General features: G+C 64.7%; 19 protein-coding genes. 9 read left to right on the forward strand and 10 right to left on the reverse strand.

What is annotated here, in order from left to right:
• Positions 1 to 15 precede the first annotated feature (15 nt).
• The 5 genes from F757_RS0129950 (at position 16) to F757_RS0129975 (ending at position 4,458) form a co-directional block, all read left to right on the forward strand.
• The gene (locus F757_RS0129950) at positions 16 to 945 is read left to right on the forward strand and encodes a 3-keto-5-aminohexanoate cleavage protein (RefSeq protein WP_027214544.1); all 930 of its coding nucleotides are present in this window, start codon (positions 16 to 18) and stop codon (positions 943 to 945) included.
• A gap of 41 nt (positions 946 to 986) precedes the next feature.
• On the forward strand, positions 987 to 1,952 hold the full coding sequence (locus F757_RS0129955) for an L-carnitine dehydrogenase (RefSeq protein WP_027214545.1): 966 nt from the start codon (positions 987 to 989) through the stop codon (positions 1,950 to 1,952).
• Between the two features lie 195 nt (positions 1,953 to 2,147).
• On the forward strand, positions 2,148 to 2,657 hold the full coding sequence (locus F757_RS0129960) for a thioesterase family protein (protein ID WP_027214546.1): 510 nt from the start codon (positions 2,148 to 2,150) through the stop codon (positions 2,655 to 2,657).
• Complete coding sequence (locus tag F757_RS0129965; RefSeq protein ID WP_027214547.1) at positions 2,650 to 3,597, forward strand: alpha/beta hydrolase; 948 nt, start codon at positions 2,650 to 2,652, stop codon at positions 3,595 to 3,597. The genes F757_RS0129960 and F757_RS0129965 overlap by 8 nt, the downstream gene beginning before the upstream one ends.
• Before the next feature lie 363 nt (positions 3,598 to 3,960).
• Positions 3,961 to 4,458: an acyl-CoA thioesterase gene (locus F757_RS0129975; RefSeq protein ID WP_027214548.1), complete on the forward strand. Its 498-nt coding sequence runs from the start codon at positions 3,961 to 3,963 to the stop codon at positions 4,456 to 4,458.
• A gap of 22 nt (positions 4,459 to 4,480) precedes the next feature.
• Here the strand turns inward: F757_RS0129975 and F757_RS0129980 are convergent, their stop codons facing one another.
• The 8 genes from F757_RS0129980 to F757_RS0130015 all read right to left on the reverse strand — a co-directional run bounded on the left by F757_RS0129980 (position 4,481) and on the right by F757_RS0130015 (position 13,748).
• Positions 4,481 to 5,911, reverse strand: a complete 1,431-nt coding sequence (locus F757_RS0129980; RefSeq protein ID WP_027214549.1) for a sensor histidine kinase — start codon at positions 5,909 to 5,911, stop codon at positions 4,481 to 4,483.
• Positions 5,912 to 5,934: 23 nt separating this feature from the next.
• Complete coding sequence (locus tag F757_RS0129985; protein ID WP_027214550.1) at positions 5,935 to 6,906, reverse strand: response regulator; 972 nt, start codon at positions 6,904 to 6,906, stop codon at positions 5,935 to 5,937.
• Positions 6,907 to 7,196: 290 nt separating this feature from the next.
• A complete protein-coding gene (locus F757_RS0129990) occupies positions 7,197 to 7,871 on the reverse strand; it encodes an HAD family hydrolase (RefSeq protein ID WP_027214551.1) in 675 nt (224 codons plus the stop codon).
• Positions 7,872 to 7,929: 58 nt separating this feature from the next.
• On the reverse strand, positions 7,930 to 8,721 hold the full coding sequence (locus F757_RS0129995; protein ID WP_027214552.1) for a DUF2894 domain-containing protein: 792 nt from the start codon (positions 8,719 to 8,721) through the stop codon (positions 7,930 to 7,932).
• Between the two features lie 16 nt (positions 8,722 to 8,737).
• Positions 8,738 to 9,388: an OmpA family protein gene (locus F757_RS0130000; RefSeq protein WP_027214553.1), complete on the reverse strand. Its 651-nt coding sequence runs from the start codon at positions 9,386 to 9,388 to the stop codon at positions 8,738 to 8,740.
• Between the two features lie 5 nt (positions 9,389 to 9,393).
• Positions 9,394 to 12,186 (reverse strand): DUF802 domain-containing protein, encoded by a 2,793-nt coding sequence (locus F757_RS0130005; protein WP_027214554.1) that lies wholly within the window; start codon positions 12,184 to 12,186, stop codon positions 9,394 to 9,396.
• Positions 12,187 to 12,196: 10 nt separating this feature from the next.
• Positions 12,197 to 12,925 (reverse strand): DUF3348 domain-containing protein, encoded by a 729-nt coding sequence (locus F757_RS0130010; protein ID WP_027214555.1) that lies wholly within the window; start codon positions 12,923 to 12,925, stop codon positions 12,197 to 12,199.
• Between the two features lie 175 nt (positions 12,926 to 13,100).
• The gene (locus tag F757_RS0130015; protein WP_027214556.1) at positions 13,101 to 13,748 is read right to left on the reverse strand and encodes a helix-turn-helix domain-containing protein; all 648 of its coding nucleotides are present in this window, start codon (positions 13,746 to 13,748) and stop codon (positions 13,101 to 13,103) included.
• 104 nt (positions 13,749 to 13,852) lie between these two features.
• Here F757_RS0130015 and F757_RS0130020 point away from each other — a divergent pair, with 104 nt between their 5' ends.
• From F757_RS0130020 to F757_RS0130030, 3 genes are read left to right on the forward strand one after another with little or no spacing between them, the layout of a single operon-like run.
• A complete protein-coding gene (locus F757_RS0130020; RefSeq protein WP_027214557.1) occupies positions 13,853 to 15,139 on the forward strand; it encodes an MFS transporter in 1,287 nt (428 codons plus the stop codon).
• A gap of 12 nt (positions 15,140 to 15,151) precedes the next feature.
• Entirely contained in the window at positions 15,152 to 16,690 is a 1,539-nt protein-coding gene (locus tag F757_RS0130025) for an amidase (protein WP_198021453.1), read from the forward strand.
• 3 nt (positions 16,691 to 16,693) lie between these two features.
• Positions 16,694 to 17,935, forward strand: a complete 1,242-nt coding sequence (locus F757_RS0130030) for an NAD(P)/FAD-dependent oxidoreductase (RefSeq protein WP_027214559.1) — start codon at positions 16,694 to 16,696, stop codon at positions 17,933 to 17,935.
• A gap of 31 nt (positions 17,936 to 17,966) precedes the next feature.
• On the opposite strand, the gene F757_RS0130035 is transcribed toward F757_RS0130030, so the two are convergent.
• Together F757_RS0130035 and F757_RS0130040 are read right to left on the reverse strand one after the other, a co-directional pair.
• Positions 17,967 to 18,239 (reverse strand): hypothetical protein, encoded by a 273-nt coding sequence (locus tag F757_RS0130035; protein WP_013342691.1) that lies wholly within the window; start codon positions 18,237 to 18,239, stop codon positions 17,967 to 17,969.
• Positions 18,240 to 18,352: 113 nt separating this feature from the next.
• Positions 18,353 to 19,780, reverse strand: coding sequence for a putative bifunctional diguanylate cyclase/phosphodiesterase (locus F757_RS0130040; RefSeq protein WP_027214560.1), 1,428 nt, complete (start codon positions 19,778 to 19,780; stop codon positions 18,353 to 18,355).
• Positions 19,781 to 20,030: 250 nt separating this feature from the next.
• Here F757_RS0130040 and F757_RS0130045 point away from each other — a divergent pair, with 250 nt between their 5' ends.
• Complete coding sequence (locus F757_RS0130045) at positions 20,031 to 20,984, forward strand: LysR family transcriptional regulator (protein WP_027214561.1); 954 nt, start codon at positions 20,031 to 20,033, stop codon at positions 20,982 to 20,984.
• Positions 20,985 to 21,066: the final 82 nt, after the last annotated feature.

Raw genomic sequence — 21,066 nt, forward strand, 5'->3', positions numbered from 1 at the left:
GAGGAACCTGTACGCATGAACCATGAAGTCATCGTGACCTGCGCGGTCACCGGCGCCGGCGATACCGTCGGCAAGCACCCGGCCATTCCCGTTACGCCGAAGCAGATCGCCGAGGCCGCAATCGAAGCGGCGAAGGCCGGCGCCACCGTTGCGCATTGCCATGTGCGCGATCCGCAGACCGGCCGCGGCAGCCGCGACCCGCAACTGTATCGCGAGGTGGTGGACAGAATCCGCTCGTCGGGCACGGACGTCATCATCAATCTGACCGCGGGCATGGGCGGCGATCTGGAGATCGGCCCCGGCGAAGACCCGATGCGCTTTGGCGCGAACACGGACCTGGTGGGCGGCCTGACGCGCCTCGCGCACGTCGAGGAACTGCTGCCCGAAATCTGCACGCTCGACTGCGGCACGCTCAATTTCGGCGACGGCGACTACATCTACGTGTCGACGCCTGCGCAATTGCGCGCGGGCGCGAAACGCATCCAGGAACTGGGCGTGAAGCCTGAACTGGAGATCTTCGATACGGGCCACCTGTGGTTCGCCAAACAGTTGCTCAAGGAAGGACTGCTCGACGCGCCACCGCTTTTCCAGTTGTGCCTGGGCATCCCCTGGGGCGCGCCCGCCGACACCACGACGATGAAAGCGATGGTTGACAACCTGCCCGCCGGCGCGCAATGGGCCGGCTTCGGCATAGGCCGCATGCAGATGCCGATGGTCGCGCAGGCCATTCTGCTCGGCGGCCATGTGCGCGTGGGCCTCGAAGACAACATCTGGCTCGATAAAGGTGTGCACGCAACCAATGGGACGCTGGTGCAGCGCGCGGTGGAAATTATCGAGCGTCTCGGCGCACGCGCGCTGACGCCTGCCGAGGGCCGCCGCAAGCTCGGCCTGCCCGCGCGCGGCGAACGGCCGCTCGAACGGCGCGTGGCCGACGCATACGCTTGAGCACCCGGAAAAACTCATAGGCAAACAAGGAAACCTTAGCAATGGCAGTGATCGTCGATATCAAAACATTCGCCGCAATCGGCGCGGGCGTGATCGGCAGCGGCTGGGTGGCGCGCGCGCTCGCCCACGGCCTCGATGTATTCGCCTGGGACCCGGCACCCGGCGCGGAAAAGCAGTTGCGCGACAACGTGGCGAATGCGTGGCCTGCGCTCGAGCGGGTCGGACTCGCGCAAGGCGCTTCGCAAGCGAGGCTGCGCTTTGTCGATACGATCGAAGCCTGCGTCGCGCAAGCCGACTTCATCCAGGAAAGCGCGCCCGAGCGCGAGGAACTGAAGCTCGCGTTGCACGAGCAGATCAGCCGTGCCGCGAAGCCGGACGCGATCATTGCCTCGTCGACCTCGGGCCTGTTGCCGAGCGACTTCTATGCGCGGGCCGTCAACCCGCAGCGCTGCATCGTCGGGCATCCGTTCAATCCGGTCTATCTGCTGCCGCTCGTCGAAGTGCTCGGCGGCGAGAGCACGGCAGCCGACACCATCGACGCCGCGCTGCGCATCTATCGTTCGCTTTCTATGCGACCGCTGCGCGTGCGCAAGGAAGTGCCGGGCTTCATCGCCGACCGGCTGCTCGAAGCGCTGTGGCGCGAGGCGCTGCATCTGGTCAACGAAGGCGTGGCGACCACTGGCGAAATCGACGACGCCATCCGCTTCGGCGCGGGCATCCGCTGGTCGTTCATGGGCACCTTCCTCACCTACACGCTGGCAGGCGGCGACGCCGGCATGCGCCATTTCATGCAGCAGTTCGGCCCCGCGCTGGAGCTGCCGTGGACTAAACTGGTAGCGCCGAAGCTGACGGACGAGCTGATCGACCGCGTCGTGGACGGCACTGCGGAACAGGTCGGCCCGCGCTCGATCAAGGCGCTGGAGCGTTATCGCGACGACTGCATCACGAGCGTGCTGGCGGCAATCAGCGAAGCCAAGGCCCGGCATGGGCTGCAGCCCGCCGATTGAAGCTCCGGCTGCAAGAGAGCGCAGCTGCGCCGCGCAAGCGGCGCAGCGAGCGGAGCGGGCACGGCGCCCGAGGAGCCCGCTCAGGGGCCCGCTCGTGCCCGCTCATGGGCCAGGTCAGGGGCTCGCCAGCGCGCCCAGCCATGCTCCCGCTCGCGCTCCCGACCACGCCCCCCACATACCAGGAGACCTCGCACCATGCCGCAAACCGCTTCCCTGCCCTGCTACCGCGACACGGTGCGCGCGGAATGGGTCGACTACAACGGCCATCTGCGCGACGCGTTCTACATGCTGATTTTCAGCTTCGCGACCGACGAACTGATCGACCGCATCGGTTTGCCCGACGCCGTGCGCAAGCAACGCGGGCGCTCTATCTACACGCTCGAAGCGCACATCAACTATCTGCACGAGATCAAGGAAGGCACGCGTGTGCGCGTCGATATGCGCGTGCTCGCGCATGACGCGAAGCGGCTGCATCTGTATCTGGAGATGTTCGCCGACGAAGGCGGGACGCCGGTGGCCGCGGGCGAGCAGATGCTGCTCCACGTCGACACCAGCGGGCCGCGCTCCGTCGCGTTCGATCCTGACGTCGCGGCGCGCGTCAAAGAACTGGCCGACGCGCACGCCGCTCTCCCGGCTGCCGCCTATGCGGGCCGCATGATCGGCCTGCCGGCAGCGGCCCAACGCAGCCGGAGCCACCATGCTTGAGCCGCAAATGGCCGCGTTCATTGCGCGCGCCGCCGCTGTCTATCCGGGGCACAGCACGTCTTTGACGCCGCGCGAGCAGCGCGACATCTACGACCGCTATGCGGCCGCTTTGACGCCGCCATTGCCGCCGCATGTCGTCACGGAGGACGCGCCTTTCCAGACCGCCGCCGGCCATTCGATAGCGCTGCGCCTGTATCGCAACCGCGCCCGCGCGCAGGGTTCGCCGCACGGCGTCGTGCTGTACTTCCACGGCGGAGGCTTCGTGCTGGGGTCGCTGGACAGCCATCAGCTCATCACTGCGCGCCTTGCGGCGGATACTGGCCTCGACGTGATCGCCGTCGACTACCGGCTCGCGCCCGAACACCGCGCACCGGCCGCGCACGACGACTGTCTGGAAGTCACACGCGCGGCGTTGCAACACCGGTTGCCTTTCGACCTGCCCGCGAACGCCACACTGCAACTCGCCGGTGACAGCGCCGGCGCGACGCTCGCAGCCAGCGTGGCGATGCTTCTGCGCGATGAAGGCGTTGCCGGCATCGGCGGCGTTGCGCTGATCTACCCGATGCTCGGCACGGACCCACAGCCACCCGCACGCGATACCGAAGCGCACGCGCCCATGCTGACACTCGCCGACGTTCACGCGTTTCGCGACATGTACTGGGGCGAAGCCGCGCCGCGCGCCGACTGGACCATTCCGCTCGCTGCCGCGCGGTATGACCTGTTGCCGCACACGCTTGCCATCGGCGCCGAACACGACCCGCTCAGAGACGACGCACGCGTGTTCGTCGAACGCATTCAGGCGGCCGGCGGACAGGCGCGGCTGTGGATCGGTGCGGGACTCGTTCACGGCTGCTGGCGGGCAATCGATTCAAGCCCCGGCGTGCAAGCCATGCACGCCGAAGTGTGTCGCTTTCTCTCGGAACAGGCCGGGCTCGCCTGATCACCAGGATCGGCAACAAAAGTTATGCGCTATCAATAAATCACTTGTCACGCGCAGGCGAAACGTCCGTGCTTGCCCATAACTACTTCACCTGCTTCTTATGCTCATGCGCGCATTCGACCGCGCGCTTGCGCGTGTTCTGTTGGCTGACCCACTGAACAAAAGAATCGCAGCGTCAACACTGTCGTCGGCCGGATGCATCGTCATCCAGGCGCCCCTGTGCAAGCCGCGCCTGAATCGCATGGCGCTTATCGCGCGCCAATAGCCACATCGTCCATTTCCCCAAGAGAATGGGATGTGCCCGCCTTGTCGGCAGGCATGTGTGGCTGCCACCAGCAGCCGTTCCTGTAAAAGGAAAATCGTATGTTGATGCGAGAAGTCATCCCTCAAGCTCTGAATCGCGGCAACGCTCACCTTTCGGATAATCCGCTGGCAACGGATGCGCCGAAAACCTTCGTTCATTCGTTCGACATCTATCTAAAAGACTCGAATGCCTTCATGAACACGTATTTCGCTCGCTACTTCGAATGGCAGGGCGTGTGCCGGGAGCGGTGGTTCCACGAGTGCATTCACGATGATCTGCTCGGCTCGGACGGCATGTTCGTCACCAAACGCGCTCACCAGGAATACGTGCATGAGACGTTTCCGTTCCAGCGTGTGGACTGCTATCTGAACACCGTGCAGGTCAGGCAATGCTCGGCGTACTTGCTGTTCCGCTTTTGCGTCGACGGGCGCAAGGTGTCGCAGGGGTATCAGCAGATTCTGTACGCAGGGCGCGACCGCAAGATCCGGCGCTTTCCGGATGGCATAGTCGAGCGTGTGAAGGAGTATGAGTTGCCGTTGTCCGCGCTGAAGGATTAGGCCGCGGCCCATCCACCGGGCCTTAACGCCGGCGTGCCTCGCGCGCCGGCAGTTCAGGCAACGCCCTGTCCGCTGCCGAGCCCGGCAGCGGCAGGCGCACGGTAAACGTAGTGTGCACGCCGCGCACAGAAGCGCATTCGATACTCCCGCCGAGCAGCTCGGCTGCGCGGCGGCAAAAGGCGAGCCCCATTCCCGCGCCGCTGCCGTGGCGCTTGGTCGAAAAGAAGGCGTCGAAGATATGCGGCAGGACATCGGGCGCAATGCCCGGACCCGTGTCGCGGAATTGCAGCACGCAGAATTCCTGGTCCTCCAGCGCGCCAATCGTAATCTGCCCTTCGCCGCTCACATGAATCGCGTGCAGCGCGTTTTTCAACAGATTGAACAACACGAACACGACCACGGTGTCCGAGCCGGAAAAGCGCAGGGTTGCGTCGATGGGCAGCACGGTGACGCGCTCGCGTTCGCTGGCGCGAAACGGATAACGCTCCAGAGCGGAATTCACGCACTGCTGCACGGCGTGCGCGCTGAAACGGCTGCGATCGAGGCGGTCGAGCGTAAACGAAGCGAGCGCCATTTCCACCATCGCGCTCGTGCCCGACACTTCGCGCCGGATTGCGGTGGCAAGTTGGCTAATGCGCTCTGACTGTGCGGAATGCTCATGATCTTCGTAAAGGCCGTGCGCGACGGCAAGGCGATAGCCGTTGAACACATGACTCCACACGCTCGCAATTTCGTCCGCGTGCATGCCGATGGTGGCGAGCGGCGTCGCGATTTCATGCGCGATGGTGGCCGCGAGCGCATACGGATGAATCAGGTCATAGCGCACGATGGTGACGGCGAGCAACCCGAGGCTCAACGCGATAAAAAGCACGCCGGGCGGGTAGAACGGATAGCCGTAGTTGACCGCGTAGTCGACGGCGGCAAATGAGTAAAGACCCAGCGCCGCCAGGCAAAGGTCGAGACGCCGTCGCGCCTGGCCGCCCGCCTGCTTGCGCGCGCCGAAGAGAAGCTGCGCGCTGCGCACCGCGAGCAACACCGTTTGCAGCACATGCAACGGATGCAGGGGACCGGCGAGCGGATAATAGCCGAAGAAATAGTGCCGATAGCCCGACACCACCTCATTGCCGGGCAGCAGGACCGCGAGCACGAAACACAACCCATATGAGGCCAGCAACACCGGCCGCTCGCGGCGCCGCGCCGCCACTTCGGTGACGAAGTGATAGAACGTGGTGGGCAGAAAAAGAATGAACAGATAGCCGGCGCGCACCAGCAGGCCCGCTACGTGCGGGTCTTCTGTCTGAAACAGCAAGGTCCATGTGCCCTGCCACGCGAAAGTGGCCGAGCACATCAGCAGGAACGGCACCGACAGCCTCGTGATGCCTTGCGTGATGACCACGTAAAGGCCGAACACCACGAACATGGCCGACACGAAGGCGGTTGGAATGGCGTACATGGAGCTCGGCGTGCCGGCAGACGTTAGCGTGCGCGCTCACTCCGCCACTGCGCAAAGGTCAGCGGCCTGATGCCGGCTTCGGCCACTTCGGGCGACTCTATCGGGCTCCAGCAGTAGAACGCCTCGCCCCAGCCGGGAATGGGCTGCGGCTTCAGCATCCGGAACTCGACATTCGAGCGATAGGCGAGATGCGGCCAGAAGAGCGGCATGATGTCGCGCACCGCCATCTGCCTGAGCAACTCGGCGGGGCCGCTTTCGTCCGCGACGATCTCGCCTTGCGCGATCCAGTCGTGCTCGGCCCACGCGACGAAGACACTTGCCCTTCCCTCGCGGTCGAACATCAGAATGGCATTCTGCTCGGGCCGCCAGTAATACTCGACGATACCCTTGTCCTTCACCACTTCGTCGATCACCTTATGGGTGCGCGGATCGCAATAGGTGATGCCGTTCTCGCCCAGCGCGAGCCAGCCTGCCTCGGAGCAATGGCGGCTCTTTGCGTCCTTCAGGAAGTGGACGAGCCGGTTCGCCGAATCGGCGTCGGTCTTGCGCAGATACAGATCGACAATGCCTGCGTTGAATGCTTTCACGGCAACGGTCTCGTCCGCGACGCCCGTGAGCAGAATTTTCGCGCAATGCAGATTGGATATGGATGACAGAAATTCGACGCCGCTGACGCCAGGCATGTCGTAATCGACTACGACGGCGGCTACTTCGGCGAAGCGCGAATGGCGCGCCAGCACGTCCCGCTGCGGCGAAGTTTCGACGAAGCGATCAAAACCCGTTTCGCTCAAACATGCGGAAGCCGGCGCGAATTCCAGCGAATTCTCGCGCGCGTGCTGGCGAATGAACGCAAGCGCCGTTTGCGGGCGCGAGAAAAACAGATTGGTGGAAACATCCGGAAAGAACCGGCGCAGCGCGTCGAGGTAGTTGTCGTTGTCGTCTACGAAAACAACCGTGGTCGGATACGAGACGGGTGGTCGAATAAACTTGTTCATATTTTCACGTGGTTCGTCAGACCGCCGCAGCGGATCAGCGTGACAGGCTCGCCAGTCGCCGCATGCGCTCACGTGGAACAGGCCGGCGTGCCGCAGCCGGTGCTGCTATTGCTGGCGCCGGGCCGGTCTCCGTTGAACGGTATAGTACAGGGCTACCGGCTCTAACAGTACAAAGTTAAGCGCATTTGCGGCGGCGTATGCGGCCTGAATAAAACCGGATAAGCGAAGCAGATTGTCGAACGGCGGCCGCCTGGTTGCGTCGCGGCCGCGCGCTGTGCGCGTGCCGCCGGCTACGGACGTGCGGCCACTTCGTCGAGATGATCCAGCAGCGCCGCGGGGTCGTCGTAGACCCTGAGGGCACCGGCGCGCTCCAGCTCTTCTGTGCCGTAGCCGCCCGAGAGCAGGCCCACGCCGAGCGCGCGGCAGCGCCGCGCCGCGAGCATGTCCCAGATGCTGTCGCCCACCACCACCGAGTGTTCGATCTCGACGCCAAGACGTTCGGCTGCTGCAATGAAGAGGTCGGGGTCGGGCTTCGCGTATTTGACGTCGTCGCGCGTCACGACGACGGCTTTCGACGGATCGACGCCGAGCGCCTCGAGATTGACCGCTGCGGTTTCCATGCGGCCGCTGGTGGCCACGGCCCACGGCGTGCCCGCTTGCGTGAGCGCGTCGAGCAGTTCGCGCGCGCCCGGCAGCGGACATACTTGCGCGCGCAACCTTTTATACGCGGCCGCATGTGCCTGGCGAAGACGCTCGCTGCGCTCAGGGCTGATATCGCCGTGCGTCTCGCGTAGAAGCTGGTTGGTGAAAAGGCCGCCGCTCATGCCGATCTTTCGATGAATGCGCCACACGGACAGCGAAATGCCTTCGCTGTCGAGCGCTTCTTTCCAGGCCAGCACGTGCTGGTAGACACTGTCGACGAGCGTGCCGTCGAGATCGAACAGAAATGAGGTCTGGATACGCATGGTGGGCTCCTTTCGATGGCTACGCCCGCCAATATGCCACGTCACGCGCTGCGAGGCATCAGCGCGTCTTGCCGCGCCCGCCCTTGCCGCCCGTCGCCGCGCGCGGCGCATCCTTGCTGGCGGGCGCGTTGCCGCTCAATTGCTCCATCCACGACAACGCGTCGACATACGACAGAAACTGTTTCAGATAGCCCGGCGACAACTCGCGCATCAGCGATAGGGAGCGGTGCACGAGACTGCTTGAGTTGAGCGGCCCGGCGTTTCCGGGCGCCGGTTGCAGCGACTGCCGCACCTGCCCCTCGGCGCGAACCCGGGCCCACGTCTGCCGGAAATAGTCCAGCTCGGGGAGTTCGGGGTAGGCCGCGTCAACGCGTTGAAGATGTCGCGCCGTAGCTTGCAATTCGGCGACGAGTCCGGCGAGCGCGCTGGGTGTCGGCTCGTTTCGGGAAGCGGGGGCGACGGGCGCAGTTGCTGTGTTTGCGACGGGTGGGTTGGTGTTCTCGTCGTTGGGCCGGGCGGGCTGGGCGCGTTTGCCTTGATCGCCTTGGTCGCCTTGGTCGCCTTGGTCGCGTTGGTCGCGTTGGTCGCCCTGGTGGCGTTGGTCGCGTTCGTCGCGCTGACCGCTCCCGTCACCAGCGTCACGGCGTTCCACGTCCCGCGCATACGCTTCGAGCAGCGCGGCAAGCTTCGCGTCGAGCACACGCCGGGCCTCGCCGCTGTGCGCGGCGGCGCGCCGCTCGAACGCGTCCATGAAACGAAACCGCAGCGGGTCGACCCGGTCGGCGCCGCGCGCGGCCCAGGCGTCGAGGATCGCGCGCGATGTCTGCGGCGTGGCGGCTCCTTCTGTCATATCGTCGCTCTGTGTATCACTCGCGGGGCTTTCCCGCCGCGGCCGTGGAAAGCCGCGGAACGGGCGCGATCTCCACGCGGCGGTTGCGCGCGCGCCCTTGCTCGTCGGCATTCGAACTGACCGGCTGGCCGGAGCCGAACGCCGCAGCGAAGACCGACGACACCGGCACGCCCGCGTCGATCAACGCGCGCGTAACGGTCAGCGCCCGCTGCGCGGAGAGTTCCCAGTTGTCCGCGAAACGACGATTGCCCTCGCGCAAGCGCTGGTCGTCGGTAAAGCCGCTCACCATCAGCATCTCGTCGTTCGCGCGCAGATAGGCGGACAACGGGCCGGCGAGACTCTTCAACAGATCGCGCCCTTGCGGCTGCAACTGGTCGGAGTTCAGCGCGAACAGCACGTTGCCGCTAATGCCGATGCGTCCGTTGACGAGCGTCACGCGGCCGGCCGCGAGCGGGCCCGCCAGCGCCTCTTCGAGTGTCTTGCGGCGTTGCGTTTCCAGCTGACGCTGCTTGACCTCCTGCTCGAGCTTGTTCGACAGTTCGAGCTGCACGCCGATTACAGCCACCAGAATCAGCATGAACGCGCCGAGCAGCACGGACATCAGATCGCCGAACGCCGCCCAGATCGGCGTGCCCGGCTCGACGCCGCCGTCGATGTCCTCGCTCATGCCGCTCATGCCGCCTCGACTCCGTCCACGGTGCGCCGCGCCGCGAGCTGCTGCAGATCTTCAACAATCTGCTTTTGCGACATCACGCTCAGATCGACCACCTCGCGCGCCTGCGCGACGTAGTACGCAAGCTGTTCGTCACTGCGCGCAAGCGACTTGTCGAGCGCCGCTTCGATCCTTTCCAGGTGCGCGACGAGCTTGTCGTTGGATTCGCCGAACGACTGCACGGCCGCGCCGAACGCTTCGCCGAGGCTCGCCACCTCGACGGCGCCGCCGGTGATCTGCGCGGCAATCGTGCCGATCTTGTCCGCCTCGGCCTCGACCTTCTCCGTGAAGCGGGTGCCGACGCGCTCCAGCAGATCCGCGGACGTCGCAACCAGCGCGTCCACTGCCACGCGCTGTTCCGTGGATGCATGGTTGACCGCGTCGAGCAGCGTCTCCAGCGTTTCCAGCAGGCGGCTGCGCTCCTGCAGCATCGCCGTGTCGCGCACCATGCTGTCCGACAGCTTCTGGCGCAATTCGGCGACCACTTCGGCTGCGGCTTTCGGCGCCTCGGAGGCCGCTTGCACGAGGCCCCCAATCTCAGCGATGGTTGCGCTCGCATGCGCCTGGGTCTGCGCGGAGATGTCGCGCGCGGTCTGCTCGAACGTGTCGCAGATCTGCTGCTGACGGCTCGCGGTGCGCTCGCCCGCCTGCTGCCACTGGTCGCCGAGCGTCGCCGCGAGCGAATCGAGTTTCGCGGTCCATGCGGCGAGGCGCGCTTCGTTCTGGTGGCCGGCTTGTTGCCATGTATCGTCAAGCCTGGTTGCGAGCGCGTCGAGCTTCGCGGTCCATGCCGCGAGGCGTGCTTCGTTTTGCTCGCCGGATTGTTGCAGTGTTTGTCCAAGCGTGGTCGAGAGCGAATCGAGTTCCGCGGTCCATGCTGCGAGGCGCGCTTCATTCTGCTCGCCGGATTGTTGCCATTTCTCGCCAAGCGAAGTCGCGAGCGAGTCGAGCTTCGCCGTCCATGCTGCGAGGCGTGCTTCGTTCTGCTCGCCCGCCTCGCGCCATGTCTTGCCCAGCGAAGTCGCGAGAGCGTCGAGCTGCGCAGTCCATGCTGCGAGGCGTGCCTCGTTAAGCTCGCCGGTTTCTTGCCATGTATCGCCGAGCCTGGTTGCGAGCGAATCGAGCTTCGCGGTCCACGCCGCGAGACGCGCTTCGTTTTGCTCGCCGGATTGCCGCAGTGTTTCTCCAAGCGTGGTCGATAGCGAATCGAGTTGTGCGGTCCATGCCGCGAGCCGCGCTTCGTTCTGCTCGCCGGCTTGGTGCCATGTCTCGCCAAGCGAAGTCGCGAGCGCGTCGAGCTTCGCTGTCCATGCCGCAAGCCGTGCTTCGTTCTGCTCGCCAGCCTGCTGCCACTCGTTGCCGAGCGTGGCCACCATCGTGTCCAGCTTCGTGGACCACGCCGCGAGGCGCTCTTCGTCGCGCGACGCCATCACCGTCTGCATGTCCGCATGCGACTCGCCGACGGCGCGCAGCAACGACGCCGAATGCTGCTCGAAGGTCGCCGCGGCCGCAGCCAACGCCTGCTCGTGCCGCGCCGCCATTGTCTCGCCTGTCTGCTGCTGCTGCGCCAGCGCCGCCGTCCAGGCCTCGGAGACCTGCCCCGCCGCAGCTTCGAGGCGCGTGGACACGCCGCTCACCAGTGCGCCCGAACGCTCGTCGAAAGTCTGCGCGAAGCCCTCCAGCGACGCGCGCAGTTGCCGCGTCATGTCCTCGTTCGAACGCTGCTGGCCGGCGAGCGCCTCGTTCCAGATGCCGGCGACCTTGGCCGTAGCCGACTCGAATCCGCTCGACAAACCGTCCAGTTGCCGCTGCACCGCCTGCGAAACGTTCGCCTGCAAGGCCGCACTCTCGCGCGCGAGGCCGGCCATGGTTGCCTGCATCACAGGCTCGAGCGCTTCGCCGGCGGCGCGCGTGCTGTCGGCGACGCTTTGCTTCAACGACTGTTCGACGGACGCCGCGAGCCGTGCATAAGCAACCTGCGCCTTGCTGTGAAATGCTTCCTGGCTTGCCAGTTGACGCTCGTTGAACACAAGGCTGTGCTGCTCCATTGCGGCCATCATGGTTTGCAGACGGTCGACGAGCGTCGGCATCAGCTCCGCTTGCCGCTGCAAAAGGCGCAAGCTCTCGTCGCGCTGATGTGCCTGCGAATAGATGCGCAAAGTGGTCGCGCTAGTCGCGTCGAGCCGCTGCGCAGCCTCAAGCCGATCGCGGCGGCACAGCGCGGACAGCAGACCGAGCATTGCCGAACTCGCGACGCCCGCAATGGAAGTGCCGAACGCAAAACCCAGACCCTTGACCGGCGCGGCGAGTGAAGCGCGAATCGCAGCCAGATCGGTCGCGCTGTCGAGCGCGAGGCCCGTGCCGCGCAACGTCACAACCATGCCGAGCAGCGTGCCGAGCATGCCGAGCAGCACCAGCAAACCGACCAGATACGGGGTGAGCGCCGGACCCGGCAACGCAACCCGCTCGCCCTCGATACGCAGTCGCGCCGCATTGCGCAAGCTCGGATGCAACTGCGCGAGCCACGCGTCAAGCCGCGGCGGCGGCTCGGACAGGCCGTCGAGCGCGCGTGCGAGCGTGGCCGTGGCCGCGCCGTAGCGCCGCAATTCGAGCGCGCCCGCCAGATAAAACGCGCCGATCAGCAGCGTGACGGCCAGCGCGAGCCAGTTGGAACCGACATAGCCGACGGCAATGCCGCACACCGCGGCGAGACCTGCCGCGAACACAACGAGATCAATACGATATCTGGACATAGTGTCCCAGTTAGCGAGCACGAAGGGCAGCGAGCAACCCTTCGACCGGTTGTAAACGAACATCCAGCTCGGCAAGCAACACGCTTCGCATGTCCTTGCGGAACAGGTCGAGCCACGCGCCGGGCACACCGGGCGCGCCCGGAGTCGGCGGCTGCGCGGCCTCCGCCTGCTGCCCCGCGTCGCGCAGCCGCTCGAAGTGTCCGGCGAGCAGCACCGGCAGACTAGCCAGCAGGCTGCGCTCGCGTTCGGCGAGCGCACGCTCCATTACGGCGTCCAGCACCGCAAGGCGGCCCATCGCGGGCGTCCTCGCGGCGAGCAGCGCGCGCAGCCGGCCGCGCAGGTTGCCGACACCCGTTTCCATCGATTGCTGCATGGCCTGGTAGCGCTGGCGAAACAGTGCGTAGTCCACGGGCGCGGCGGGCGCAGCGACGTGCGCGGAACCGCGGCGCCTCGCGGTCACGAACGCGCTGTCGCCGCTAATCGTGTGGACGAGCGAGGTCCGAATGCGCGCGCATTCCGCTTCTTCCGCGCTGCCGAAGGTCCGCGCACCCGCCGGCACGGCGGGCGGCGCGCCAGTCAGCGCCGAGGACAGCGCGATCGCGTCCGTCCAGCCGAGCCACTGGCTCAGCCGGTCCGATAGCGATTGCCGCGGTTCGGGAACGTCGACTTGCGCGAAACGCGCCAGCAGGCGAACGAGCTCGGGGCCGCTGAGTGCTGTGCGTTGGGGGGCTTGCAACATACCGCCGGATGCAAAAAAGTCAGCAGTTTACACGCTGATGCCCGCAACGGCTTCGGTCCCTATAAGAACGTCGCGCGACGCGGACATCCTGGCGTCTGTGAATGGACGTTTTGTGCGACACCTGCCAGTGGTCACAGCCGCGCGCTCCGTGCTGCCGCCACCCATGTCCATCCGCTCAGATCGCCCCGCGCGGCCGCGGCGGGTCCGTATCGACGCAGCACACGAGCGCATCGGCATCTTCATCGCCCACGCTCAGGTAGATATGCCCAACCGAGCTGTCGAAATAGAGACTGTCGCCCGGCATCAGCCTGAACGACTTGCCGTTCTCGAAGCGCAATTCGAGCTCGCCTGCGAGCAGAAACACGAACTCCTCGCCCGAATGCCGGATGTACTCGGGGAAATCCGCCACGGCGCGCGCGTGAATGTGCGCGCGCATCGGCATCATGCGCTTGCCGGTCAGATTGTTGGCGAGCATGCCGTACTCGTAGTTCGGCGTGTCGTACACGTGCTGCTTGCCCGCCGCGGTGAACGACGGCTTCATCGCGCCCGCGGCGGGCTTGCGACGCCGGCCGAAGATCGCATCGAACTCCAGCTCGAGCGAATGCGCGAGCGCCGCGAACTTGTCGTAGGTGAGCGCGATGTCGCCGCGCTCGGCCTTCGAGATCGTCGAAACGGCAATGCCCGAGCGCTCCGACAGTTCGGCGAGCGTCAGTCCGCGCGCCTTGCGCGCCTGTCGCAAATGCCCGCCCACCAGCTTGTGATCCAGCGCAGGCGGTGCTTCGCGCGCGGGCGACTTGGGTTTTTCCACTACGGCTTTGGCCATCTCGACTCATTCCATTTGCCAGAAAATTTCTCATATGCGAGAAATTATTTTTTTCTCGTATATGATAACTCACGTCGATTCCACCATTCTGTGGGGGCCGTACCGTGTCTACCCTTGCGCTCAGTAAGTCTGGCTTGACCAGAACCCGCGTCATCACTGCCACGACCATCGGCACGGCGCTCGAATTCTACGATTTCACGATCTATAGCTTCTTCGCCATCCAGATCGGGCAGTTGTTCTTTCCGGGCGAGTCTTCCGTCAATCAGTTCCTGCTGTCCATTGGCGTGTTCGGCGTGGGCTTCGTCGTGCGGCCGCTGGGCGGCGTGGTGATCGGCGCCTACGCGGACCGCGCGGGCCGCAAGAACGCGATGGTTCTCACCATCATGCTGATGGCGCTCAGTTGCGCGATGATCGCCTGTGCGCCGGCCTACGCGGTCGCGGGACTTGTCGCGCCGCTGATCGTGCTTCTCGCGCGTCTGATCCAGGGTTTCGCGGCGGGCGGCGAGTTCGGGCCGGGCACGACGCTGCTGGTCGAATACGCGACCGACAATACGCGCGCCTTCTTCGCGAGCTGGAATTTCGCGGCTACCGCAGCGGGCCTCGTGCTCGGCGCGCTGGTCGCGACTCTCGTCAACGTCTCGTTGCCGAAGCAGGCCGTGCTCGAGTGGGGCTGGCGCATTCCGTTCGTGCTCGGCATCGTCGCCGCGCCGGCAGGCATGCTGATCCGCCGGCGCCTCGAAGAAACGCTCAACTCGCGCGAGCCTCACGAAGCGGCGCCGCGCGGCGCGCTGAGGGCCGCGCTAACCACTCATCTGAAGCTGACCATTCTCGGCACCTTCGCCGAATTGGGCGGCTCCGTGTCCGTGTACATCACCGCGTTTTTTCTACCGAGCCACGCGGTGCGTGTGCTGCATCTTTCGTCGACGTCGGCGGTCATCTCGGGTGTCGTCAGTTCGCTTGCGCTGTTCGTCGCGGCGCCGCTTGCCGGTATGCTGGCCGATCGCTACACCCGCAAGCGCGTACTGGTGATCTCGCGCGTCGCGATGCTGTTGCTCGTGTATCCGGCATTCGCATTCCTGAGCGCACATCCGTCGATGACCGCGCTTTGCATCGTCTCCGCGCTGCTCGCCGTGTTCGTCTCAGGGCAGATCGTGCCAGTGCTGGTGATGATTCCAGAACTATTCCCGAAGCATGTGCGTGCAACAGGAATCGCGTTGACCTATGTGGTCAGCGCATCGTTTTTCGGCGGTTTTTCGCCGTTTATTGCAAGCTGGCTGGTGGCGCGCACCGGCAATCTGCTTGCGCCGGCCTGGTATGTCGCCGCCGCGTGCGCAATTTCACTGGTGCCGCTAATCTGGCTGAAGGACCGGACAGGCGAAGCACTTGCATAAGGAGACGCAACGATGCAGGACAACGTGAATCAGGACGACGGATTGCCGAGCCGCAGCGCAGTCGAACTGCGCCGCATGATCGGCACGAAAGAAATCTCGCCCGTCGAACTGCTCGATGCGTGCATCGCGCGCATCGAGGCCGTGAATCCGGCGGTCAACGCAATTACCGCAACTGATTTTCCAGGCGCGCGAGCCGCGGCGAAACGCGCCGAGAAACAGGTGCTCGACGGCGAGCCGTTGGGTCTCCTGCATGGCCTGCCACTCGGTGTAAAAGACCTGGAAAATACCGCCGGACTCCTGACTACTTATGGTTCGCCCATGTCGCGCGGCAACCTTCCCACCCAGGACGTGGTGCTTGTCGAGCGCCTGCGTGCCGCCGGGGCGATCGTCACCGCCAAGACCAACGTGCCGGAACTGGGCGCGGGAGCCAACACGCGCAATCCGGTATGGGGCGCAACCGGCAATCCGTTCAATCCAGCTTTGAATGCGGGTGGCTCGTCCGGAGGTTCCGCGGCGGCGCTTGCCTGCGACATGCTGCCTGTATGCACCGGCTCGGACACGGGTGGCTCGCTGCGCATTCCCGCTTCCAAATGCGGCGTGGTGGGCTTTCGTCCGACGCCGGGGCTCGTGCCGAATTCGCGCAAGCTGGTGGGCTGGTCGCCGATCTCCGTGGTCGGTCCAATGGGTCGCACGGTTGCCGACGCATGCCTGCAACTCGCCGCGACCGCGGGCATCTCGTCAGGCGATCCACTCAGTTTTGCCGTCGATCCGCTCGGCTTTGCGGTGCCCGCCGACATCGACCTCGGCACTCTGCGAGTGGGTTGGACAGAAGACTTCGGCAGCTGCGACGTGGATGCGTCGATTCGCACTGTGTTTCGCGAGCGCATCGCGCTGATCGCGCCGTTTTTCCGCTCATGCGAGGAGGTGCACTTCGATCTGGGCGACGTGCACCGCTGCTTCGACGTGATTCGCGCAGAGAGTTTCGTCGCCGGTCTGCACAACGCCTACACCCGCGACCCGAATCAGCTCGGCCCCAACACGCGTGCCAACTACGAGCTCGGCGCGAGCATGAGCCTCGCGGACAGCGCCTGGGCGCAAGCGGAGCAAACGCGCATCTTCAAACGCTTCCAGGCCGCGTTCCAGCAGTACGACGTGATTTTCTCGCCGACCACGCCGGTGTCGCCGTTTCCATGGCAACAGCTCTACGCCGCGCAAATCGACGGGCGCGAGCAGGACAACTATTACCGCTGGCTCGCGCTCACCTATGTGGTCACGCTCACTACGCACCCGGCCGTGTCACTGCCATGCGGTCTCGATCACGCGGGCATGCCGTTCGGCTTGCAGATCGTCGGGCCGTTTCATGGCGATCGCAAGACCCTGGCGGTCGCGCACGCGCTGGAGCAGATCTTTGCGCAATCGCCCGTGCTGCGGCGTCCGCGACCCGATCTGTCGAAGCTCACGAGGCCGGATGCGTCGTTGAAATCCATCGTGACCTCGCCTCCTCTTTTCACCGACTCCAGCGCCAGCAGCGCGGGCCTTTCCGCGGTCTAACCGATGACAGCAACCAGATTCGATACGGTAGTGTTGGGCGCCGGCATTGTCGGCGTGTGCGTGGCCGTTCATTTGCAAAAGCGCGGCCGGCGCGTTGCACTGGTGGACCGCAAGCCGCCGGGCAACGAGACTTCGTTCGGCAACGCCGGGCTGATTCAGCGGGAAGGTGTCTACCCGTATGCATTTCCGCGCGGACTGGGTACGTTGCTTCGCTATGCGCGCAACCAGTCGCTCGACGTTCGCTACCACGCCGACGCGCTGTTTCGCGCCGCGCCGTTCCTGTGGCGATACTGGCTCAATTCGGAGCCCACAAGACACGCGGCCATTGCCAGGTCGTATTCGACGCTGATCGAGCACTGCGTGAGCGAGCACCGCGCGCTGGCCGCAGCTGCCGGCGCAAGCGCATTGCTGCGTCCAACAGGCTGGATCAAGGTGTTTCGCAGCAATGCCGCTCGAGATGCGGAATTCGCGCACGCAGAACAATGGCGGCGCGAATACGGCGTCGCATTCGAAACGCTCGACGCGGCCCGCCTGCAGCAGGTCGAGCCTGATCTCGACAAAACGTTGCTGGGTGCGTTGCGCTACACGCAGGCAGATTCGGTGAGCGATCCCAATGCGCTCGTCACGGCCTACGCGAAATACTTCGAGAGCCTTGGCGGACGATTCTTTACCGGCGACGCCAATACGCTGCGCGACGGCTGGGAGGTCGCGACCAGCGAAGGGACGATTGCGGCTTCGTCGGCGGTGGTCGCGCTAGGGCCGTGGTCAGGCATGCTCAGCTCGCGGCTGGGTTATCGCCTGCCGCTCGGCGTCAAGCGCGGCTATCACATGCACTATGCGCCACGCACGGGGGCACGCCTGAATCATCCGGTGCTCGACGCCGAGCGCGGCTATTTACTCGCGCCAATGGCGCGCGGCATACGCCTGACGACCGGCGCCGAAATTGCGCTGCTCGACGCACCCAAAACGCCGACACAACTCGCCGCCGTCGAGCCGATTGCACGCACGCTGTTTCCGCTCGACAAGCGCCTCGACGATCAACCGTGGATGGGCGCGCGGCCTTGTACGCCGGACATGATGCCGGTTATCGGGCGCGCTGAACAACACCAGGGTTTGTGGTTCGCATTCGGCCACGCGCACCACGGACTCACGCTAGGACCGGTGACAGGCCGCCTGATCGCCGAAATGATGACGGGCGAAGAAACGCTCGTGGACACCAGGCCCTTCAGGGTGAACAGGTTCTAGCGGCCGATAGCGGCGGCGCACGCGGCTTCTATCAGTGCAGAGGTTGCAACGCCGTCCATTGCGTCCAGCCGGTATCGCCTTGGGCCGCGCTGATACGCAACGCACGCGAACCATCCGCGAAAATGATCGATTCGGCACAACATGCTTCGGGGTCCGGAAGATCGCGCACGCCCACAAAGCCAATCTCGTGTTTGAATGCCAGATTGCCCTCGCGCAATATGTCGAGATAAGACGGCTCATCGTCGTCGAATGGCTGAGCCGTGCAACGATTCAACAGCACGGCAGCGACTTCTGCATCACACATGTCTCTCTCCTGACCAGGACAACACCGCTCGACCCGGCGGCGTTCAAGCTTGTCTTCCTGATGAAATCATTCTAGAAGTCGTGGCCGAAAAAGCCACCTGCAGCACCGCCCGCCTAACGCCGCCCACGCCGCCTTGCAAAGCGGCTGGCGCCCGACAGTTTGCCGCTGCAATCAGCAGCGCTGCCGGGGCGGCCGAACAGAAAGCCTTGCAGAAAATCGCAACCCATCTCGCGCAGCAGCGACGCCTGCTCCTCGGTCTCCACGCCTTCCGCCGTGACGGACATTGCGCATGCGTGGGCCATTCTCACAAGTGCATCTGCAATTGCCGCGCAGTCCTTGTCGTGCGGCAAGCCCGCCACAAATGAGCGGTCGATCTTCAGGCCGTGCGGCGAAAAGCGCTTCAGGTACGACATGGACGCATAACCGGTGCCGAAGTCGTCGATTGCGAGCCTCGAGCCCAGCCTGGTTAGCGCGGATATCGTCTCGCGTACGGTTAGGTCGTCCGGCATCAGCATGCCTTCGGTAATCTCCAGTTGCAGAGCGGACGGTTCAAGCCCCGTGTTCGCGAGGCACGCACCGACATGCCGCACGAGGCGTTCGTTGAACTGAGCCGGCGAGATATTGATGGAAACAGCCAGGTCCGGCGCAATGCTCCAGCGCCAGTCAGCAACCTGCGCGCATGCCTGCTCCAATACCCAGCCGCCGATCCTTTCCATCAGGCCCGCCTGTTCCGCGATGGGGACGAATTCCGCTGGTGAGACGTCGCCAAGCTCGCCGCTGGTCCAGCGCAATAATGCCTCCACCGCTACGGTCTTGCGAGACGCGGCGTTCACGACTGGCTGATAGGCCAGTGTGAATTCGCCCGCGTCGAGTGCATCGCGCAGCAGTTCCTCGATTGCAAAGCGGCGCTGCGCCGCTTCGCGCATGTCGCCCGTGAAAAACTGCAAGCTACCGGGGCCCTGCGCTTTCGCGCGGCGCATCGCAGCGCCCGCATCGCGCATCAACAAAGCCGCGTCGCGCAACTGGCCGGCGCAAAGCGCAACGCCGCCCGACGCACTTACGCGGTACTCGCGGCCCGCAATCACGAACGGCTCGGCAAACAGCGCGAGTATCTGGCGCGCATACGCCGGCAGCGTCGACACTTCGCGGTGACCGTCTGTAACAATCACAAACTCGTCGCCGCCGATGCGTGCAAGCAGGTCGTTCGCCGCCACGCAGCCCGCGAGCCGCTGCGCCACACTGCGCAACAGCCGGTCGCCCAGGTCGTAGTCGGCCATGTCGTTGATCCTGCTGAAGCAGTCCAGGTTGATGACCAGCATCGCGACATGCGCGGCCCGCGCGGATCTTAGCCACTGCTGGGCTCGTCCTGTCGCGTAGGCACGGTTGTAGACGCCGGTGAGGGAATCGATGAACGAGCCGCGCGCAGCGTGACCATGCGCATGCGTTCGCGCAGTTGCAGCTCTGAATGCCGCGTCCGCGCATGCAGGGTGCAATCTGAAATCGGAACGAGTTTCCGATAGCACGGGAACTTGCTCAGTCATCGTTACACTCCTATGCTAAGCGTTACATATCAATCTGCTGACATCCAGCTTATGTAGTCAGATACCTTTTAAAAACATCTAGGACTACGTCGCAAATGACTTCGTCATGACAGGAAAAAAAGCACTCAGACCTTGCAGCCGTGCCTCCACGATATGCCGGCATAGGACACTTGAGAATGGGCCGCGTTGATGAACGCGTAAACCAACACCGAACGCTCCGCCGCATGCCCCAAACCGCTAAGCCACACTTATGAAAATCCACCAACTGCGTGTACTGATCGCGATTGCAGACGCGGGCAGCGTCAGAGGCGCCGCTCGTGCGCTGGCTTCTTCGCCCGCTGCCGTGACGCAAAACATCCAGCAGCTTGAAGAAACGGTGCACATGCAGCTAGTTGTACGCACTTCGTCGGGCGTGACGCTCACGGCGTGCGGGCAAACACTGCTGGCCCATGCGCGGCTCGTCGCCGCTCAGATGACGCGCGCACATCAGGCTATGGACGCCATGCGCGGCGAACCGAGTGGGCGTCTTTCAATTGCCGTGACCGCGTGGGTCGCGTTGACCTTTCTGCCCGAAGCCGTGGAGCGTTTTCGCGCCAGAATGCCCGCAATCCAGCTGGAATTGTTCGAGGGGCTGCTCGCCATCGCAACACCGCGTCTACGCGACGGCAGTCTGGACATTTACGTGGGGCGGCAAGCGCCTGGCGCGACAACCACTTGCGATTTCAACTATCAGCCGCTCTTCGCCACCAGCCGCGCGATCGTGGCTCGCCGCGGCCATCCGCGTGCAGAAGCCCGTTCTCTCGCGGACCTGCTCGACGACGACTGGCTGGTTGCGCTCGATCCTGAGACGGAAGGGCAGGCGTCCTATCAGATGTTCGCCCGCTATGGCTTGCCCGTGCCGCGCAGCATCCATTTTCTGCACTCGCTCACGGTAGCGCTCGCCCTCCTCAAGCGCACGGACATGGTGAGCATTTTCCCGTGGCCGCTCGTCGAGCTGTGCGCCGCGCGCGACGGTTTGTGCGCGATCCCGCTACGGGAAGAACTGGACGACTCCACCGTCGGCATCATCATGCGCACCGGCGAGCCTGCCGATGCTGCGGCGCGATGCTTTATCGAGTGCCTGCTCGAAACGATCCGCGACGAATCATGGGACCGCAGCCCGGACATCCGCCGGGCCATGCAATCCGTGGAAGTACTGGTGTGATGCATGAGCCCTTCCGGGCGCGAGGCTCGTGCTGCTGCAAATGAAAAACGCCGCGAGCGTACGGCTCGCGGCGTCGGTAACG

It is taken from the genome of Burkholderia sp. WSM2232, assembly GCF_000472545.1.
Classification (GTDB): Bacteria; Pseudomonadota; Gammaproteobacteria; order Burkholderiales; family Burkholderiaceae; genus Paraburkholderia.

Bases quoted from the DNA above. Each gene is read 5' to 3' on its own strand.
- F757_RS0130000 (WP_027214553.1), bottom strand. From the start codon at position 9,388: ATGAGCGAGGACATCGACGGCGGCGTCGAGCCGGGCACGCCGATCTGG.
- F757_RS0130030 (WP_027214559.1), top strand. From the start codon at position 16,694: ATGACAGCAACCAGATTCGATACGGTAGTGTTGGGCGCCGGCATTGTC.
- F757_RS0129985 (WP_027214550.1), bottom strand. From the start codon at position 6,906: ATGAACAAGTTTATTCGACCACCCGTCTCGTATCCGACCACGGTTGTT.
- F757_RS0129990 (WP_027214551.1), bottom strand. From the start codon at position 7,871: ATGCGTATCCAGACCTCATTTCTGTTCGATCTCGACGGCACGCTCGTC.
- F757_RS0129995 (WP_027214552.1), bottom strand. From the start codon at position 8,721: ATGACAGAAGGAGCCGCCACGCCGCAGACATCGCGCGCGATCCTCGAC.
- F757_RS0130035 (WP_013342691.1), bottom strand. From the start codon at position 18,239: ATGTGTGATGCAGAAGTCGCTGCCGTGCTGTTGAATCGTTGCACGGCT.
- F757_RS0129960 (WP_027214546.1), top strand. From the start codon at position 2,148: ATGCCGCAAACCGCTTCCCTGCCCTGCTACCGCGACACGGTGCGCGCG.
- F757_RS0130005 (WP_027214554.1), bottom strand. From the start codon at position 12,186: ATGTCCAGATATCGTATTGATCTCGTTGTGTTCGCGGCAGGTCTCGCC.
- F757_RS0130015 (WP_027214556.1), bottom strand. From the start codon at position 13,748: ATGGCCAAAGCCGTAGTGGAAAAACCCAAGTCGCCCGCGCGCGAAGCA.
- F757_RS0129980 (WP_027214549.1), bottom strand. From the start codon at position 5,911: ATGTACGCCATTCCAACCGCCTTCGTGTCGGCCATGTTCGTGGTGTTC.
- F757_RS0130040 (WP_027214560.1), bottom strand. From the start codon at position 19,780: ATGACTGAGCAAGTTCCCGTGCTATCGGAAACTCGTTCCGATTTCAGA.
- F757_RS0130010 (WP_027214555.1), bottom strand. From the start codon at position 12,925: ATGTTGCAAGCCCCCCAACGCACAGCACTCAGCGGCCCCGAGCTCGTT.
- F757_RS0130045 (WP_027214561.1), top strand. From the start codon at position 20,031: ATGAAAATCCACCAACTGCGTGTACTGATCGCGATTGCAGACGCGGGC.
- F757_RS0129950 (WP_027214544.1), top strand. From the start codon at position 16: ATGAACCATGAAGTCATCGTGACCTGCGCGGTCACCGGCGCCGGCGAT.
- F757_RS0129965 (WP_027214547.1), top strand. From the start codon at position 2,650: ATGCTTGAGCCGCAAATGGCCGCGTTCATTGCGCGCGCCGCCGCTGTC.
- F757_RS0129975 (WP_027214548.1), top strand. From the start codon at position 3,961: ATGTTGATGCGAGAAGTCATCCCTCAAGCTCTGAATCGCGGCAACGCT.
- F757_RS0130025 (WP_198021453.1), top strand. From the start codon at position 15,152: ATGCAGGACAACGTGAATCAGGACGACGGATTGCCGAGCCGCAGCGCA.
- F757_RS0129955 (WP_027214545.1), top strand. From the start codon at position 987: ATGGCAGTGATCGTCGATATCAAAACATTCGCCGCAATCGGCGCGGGC.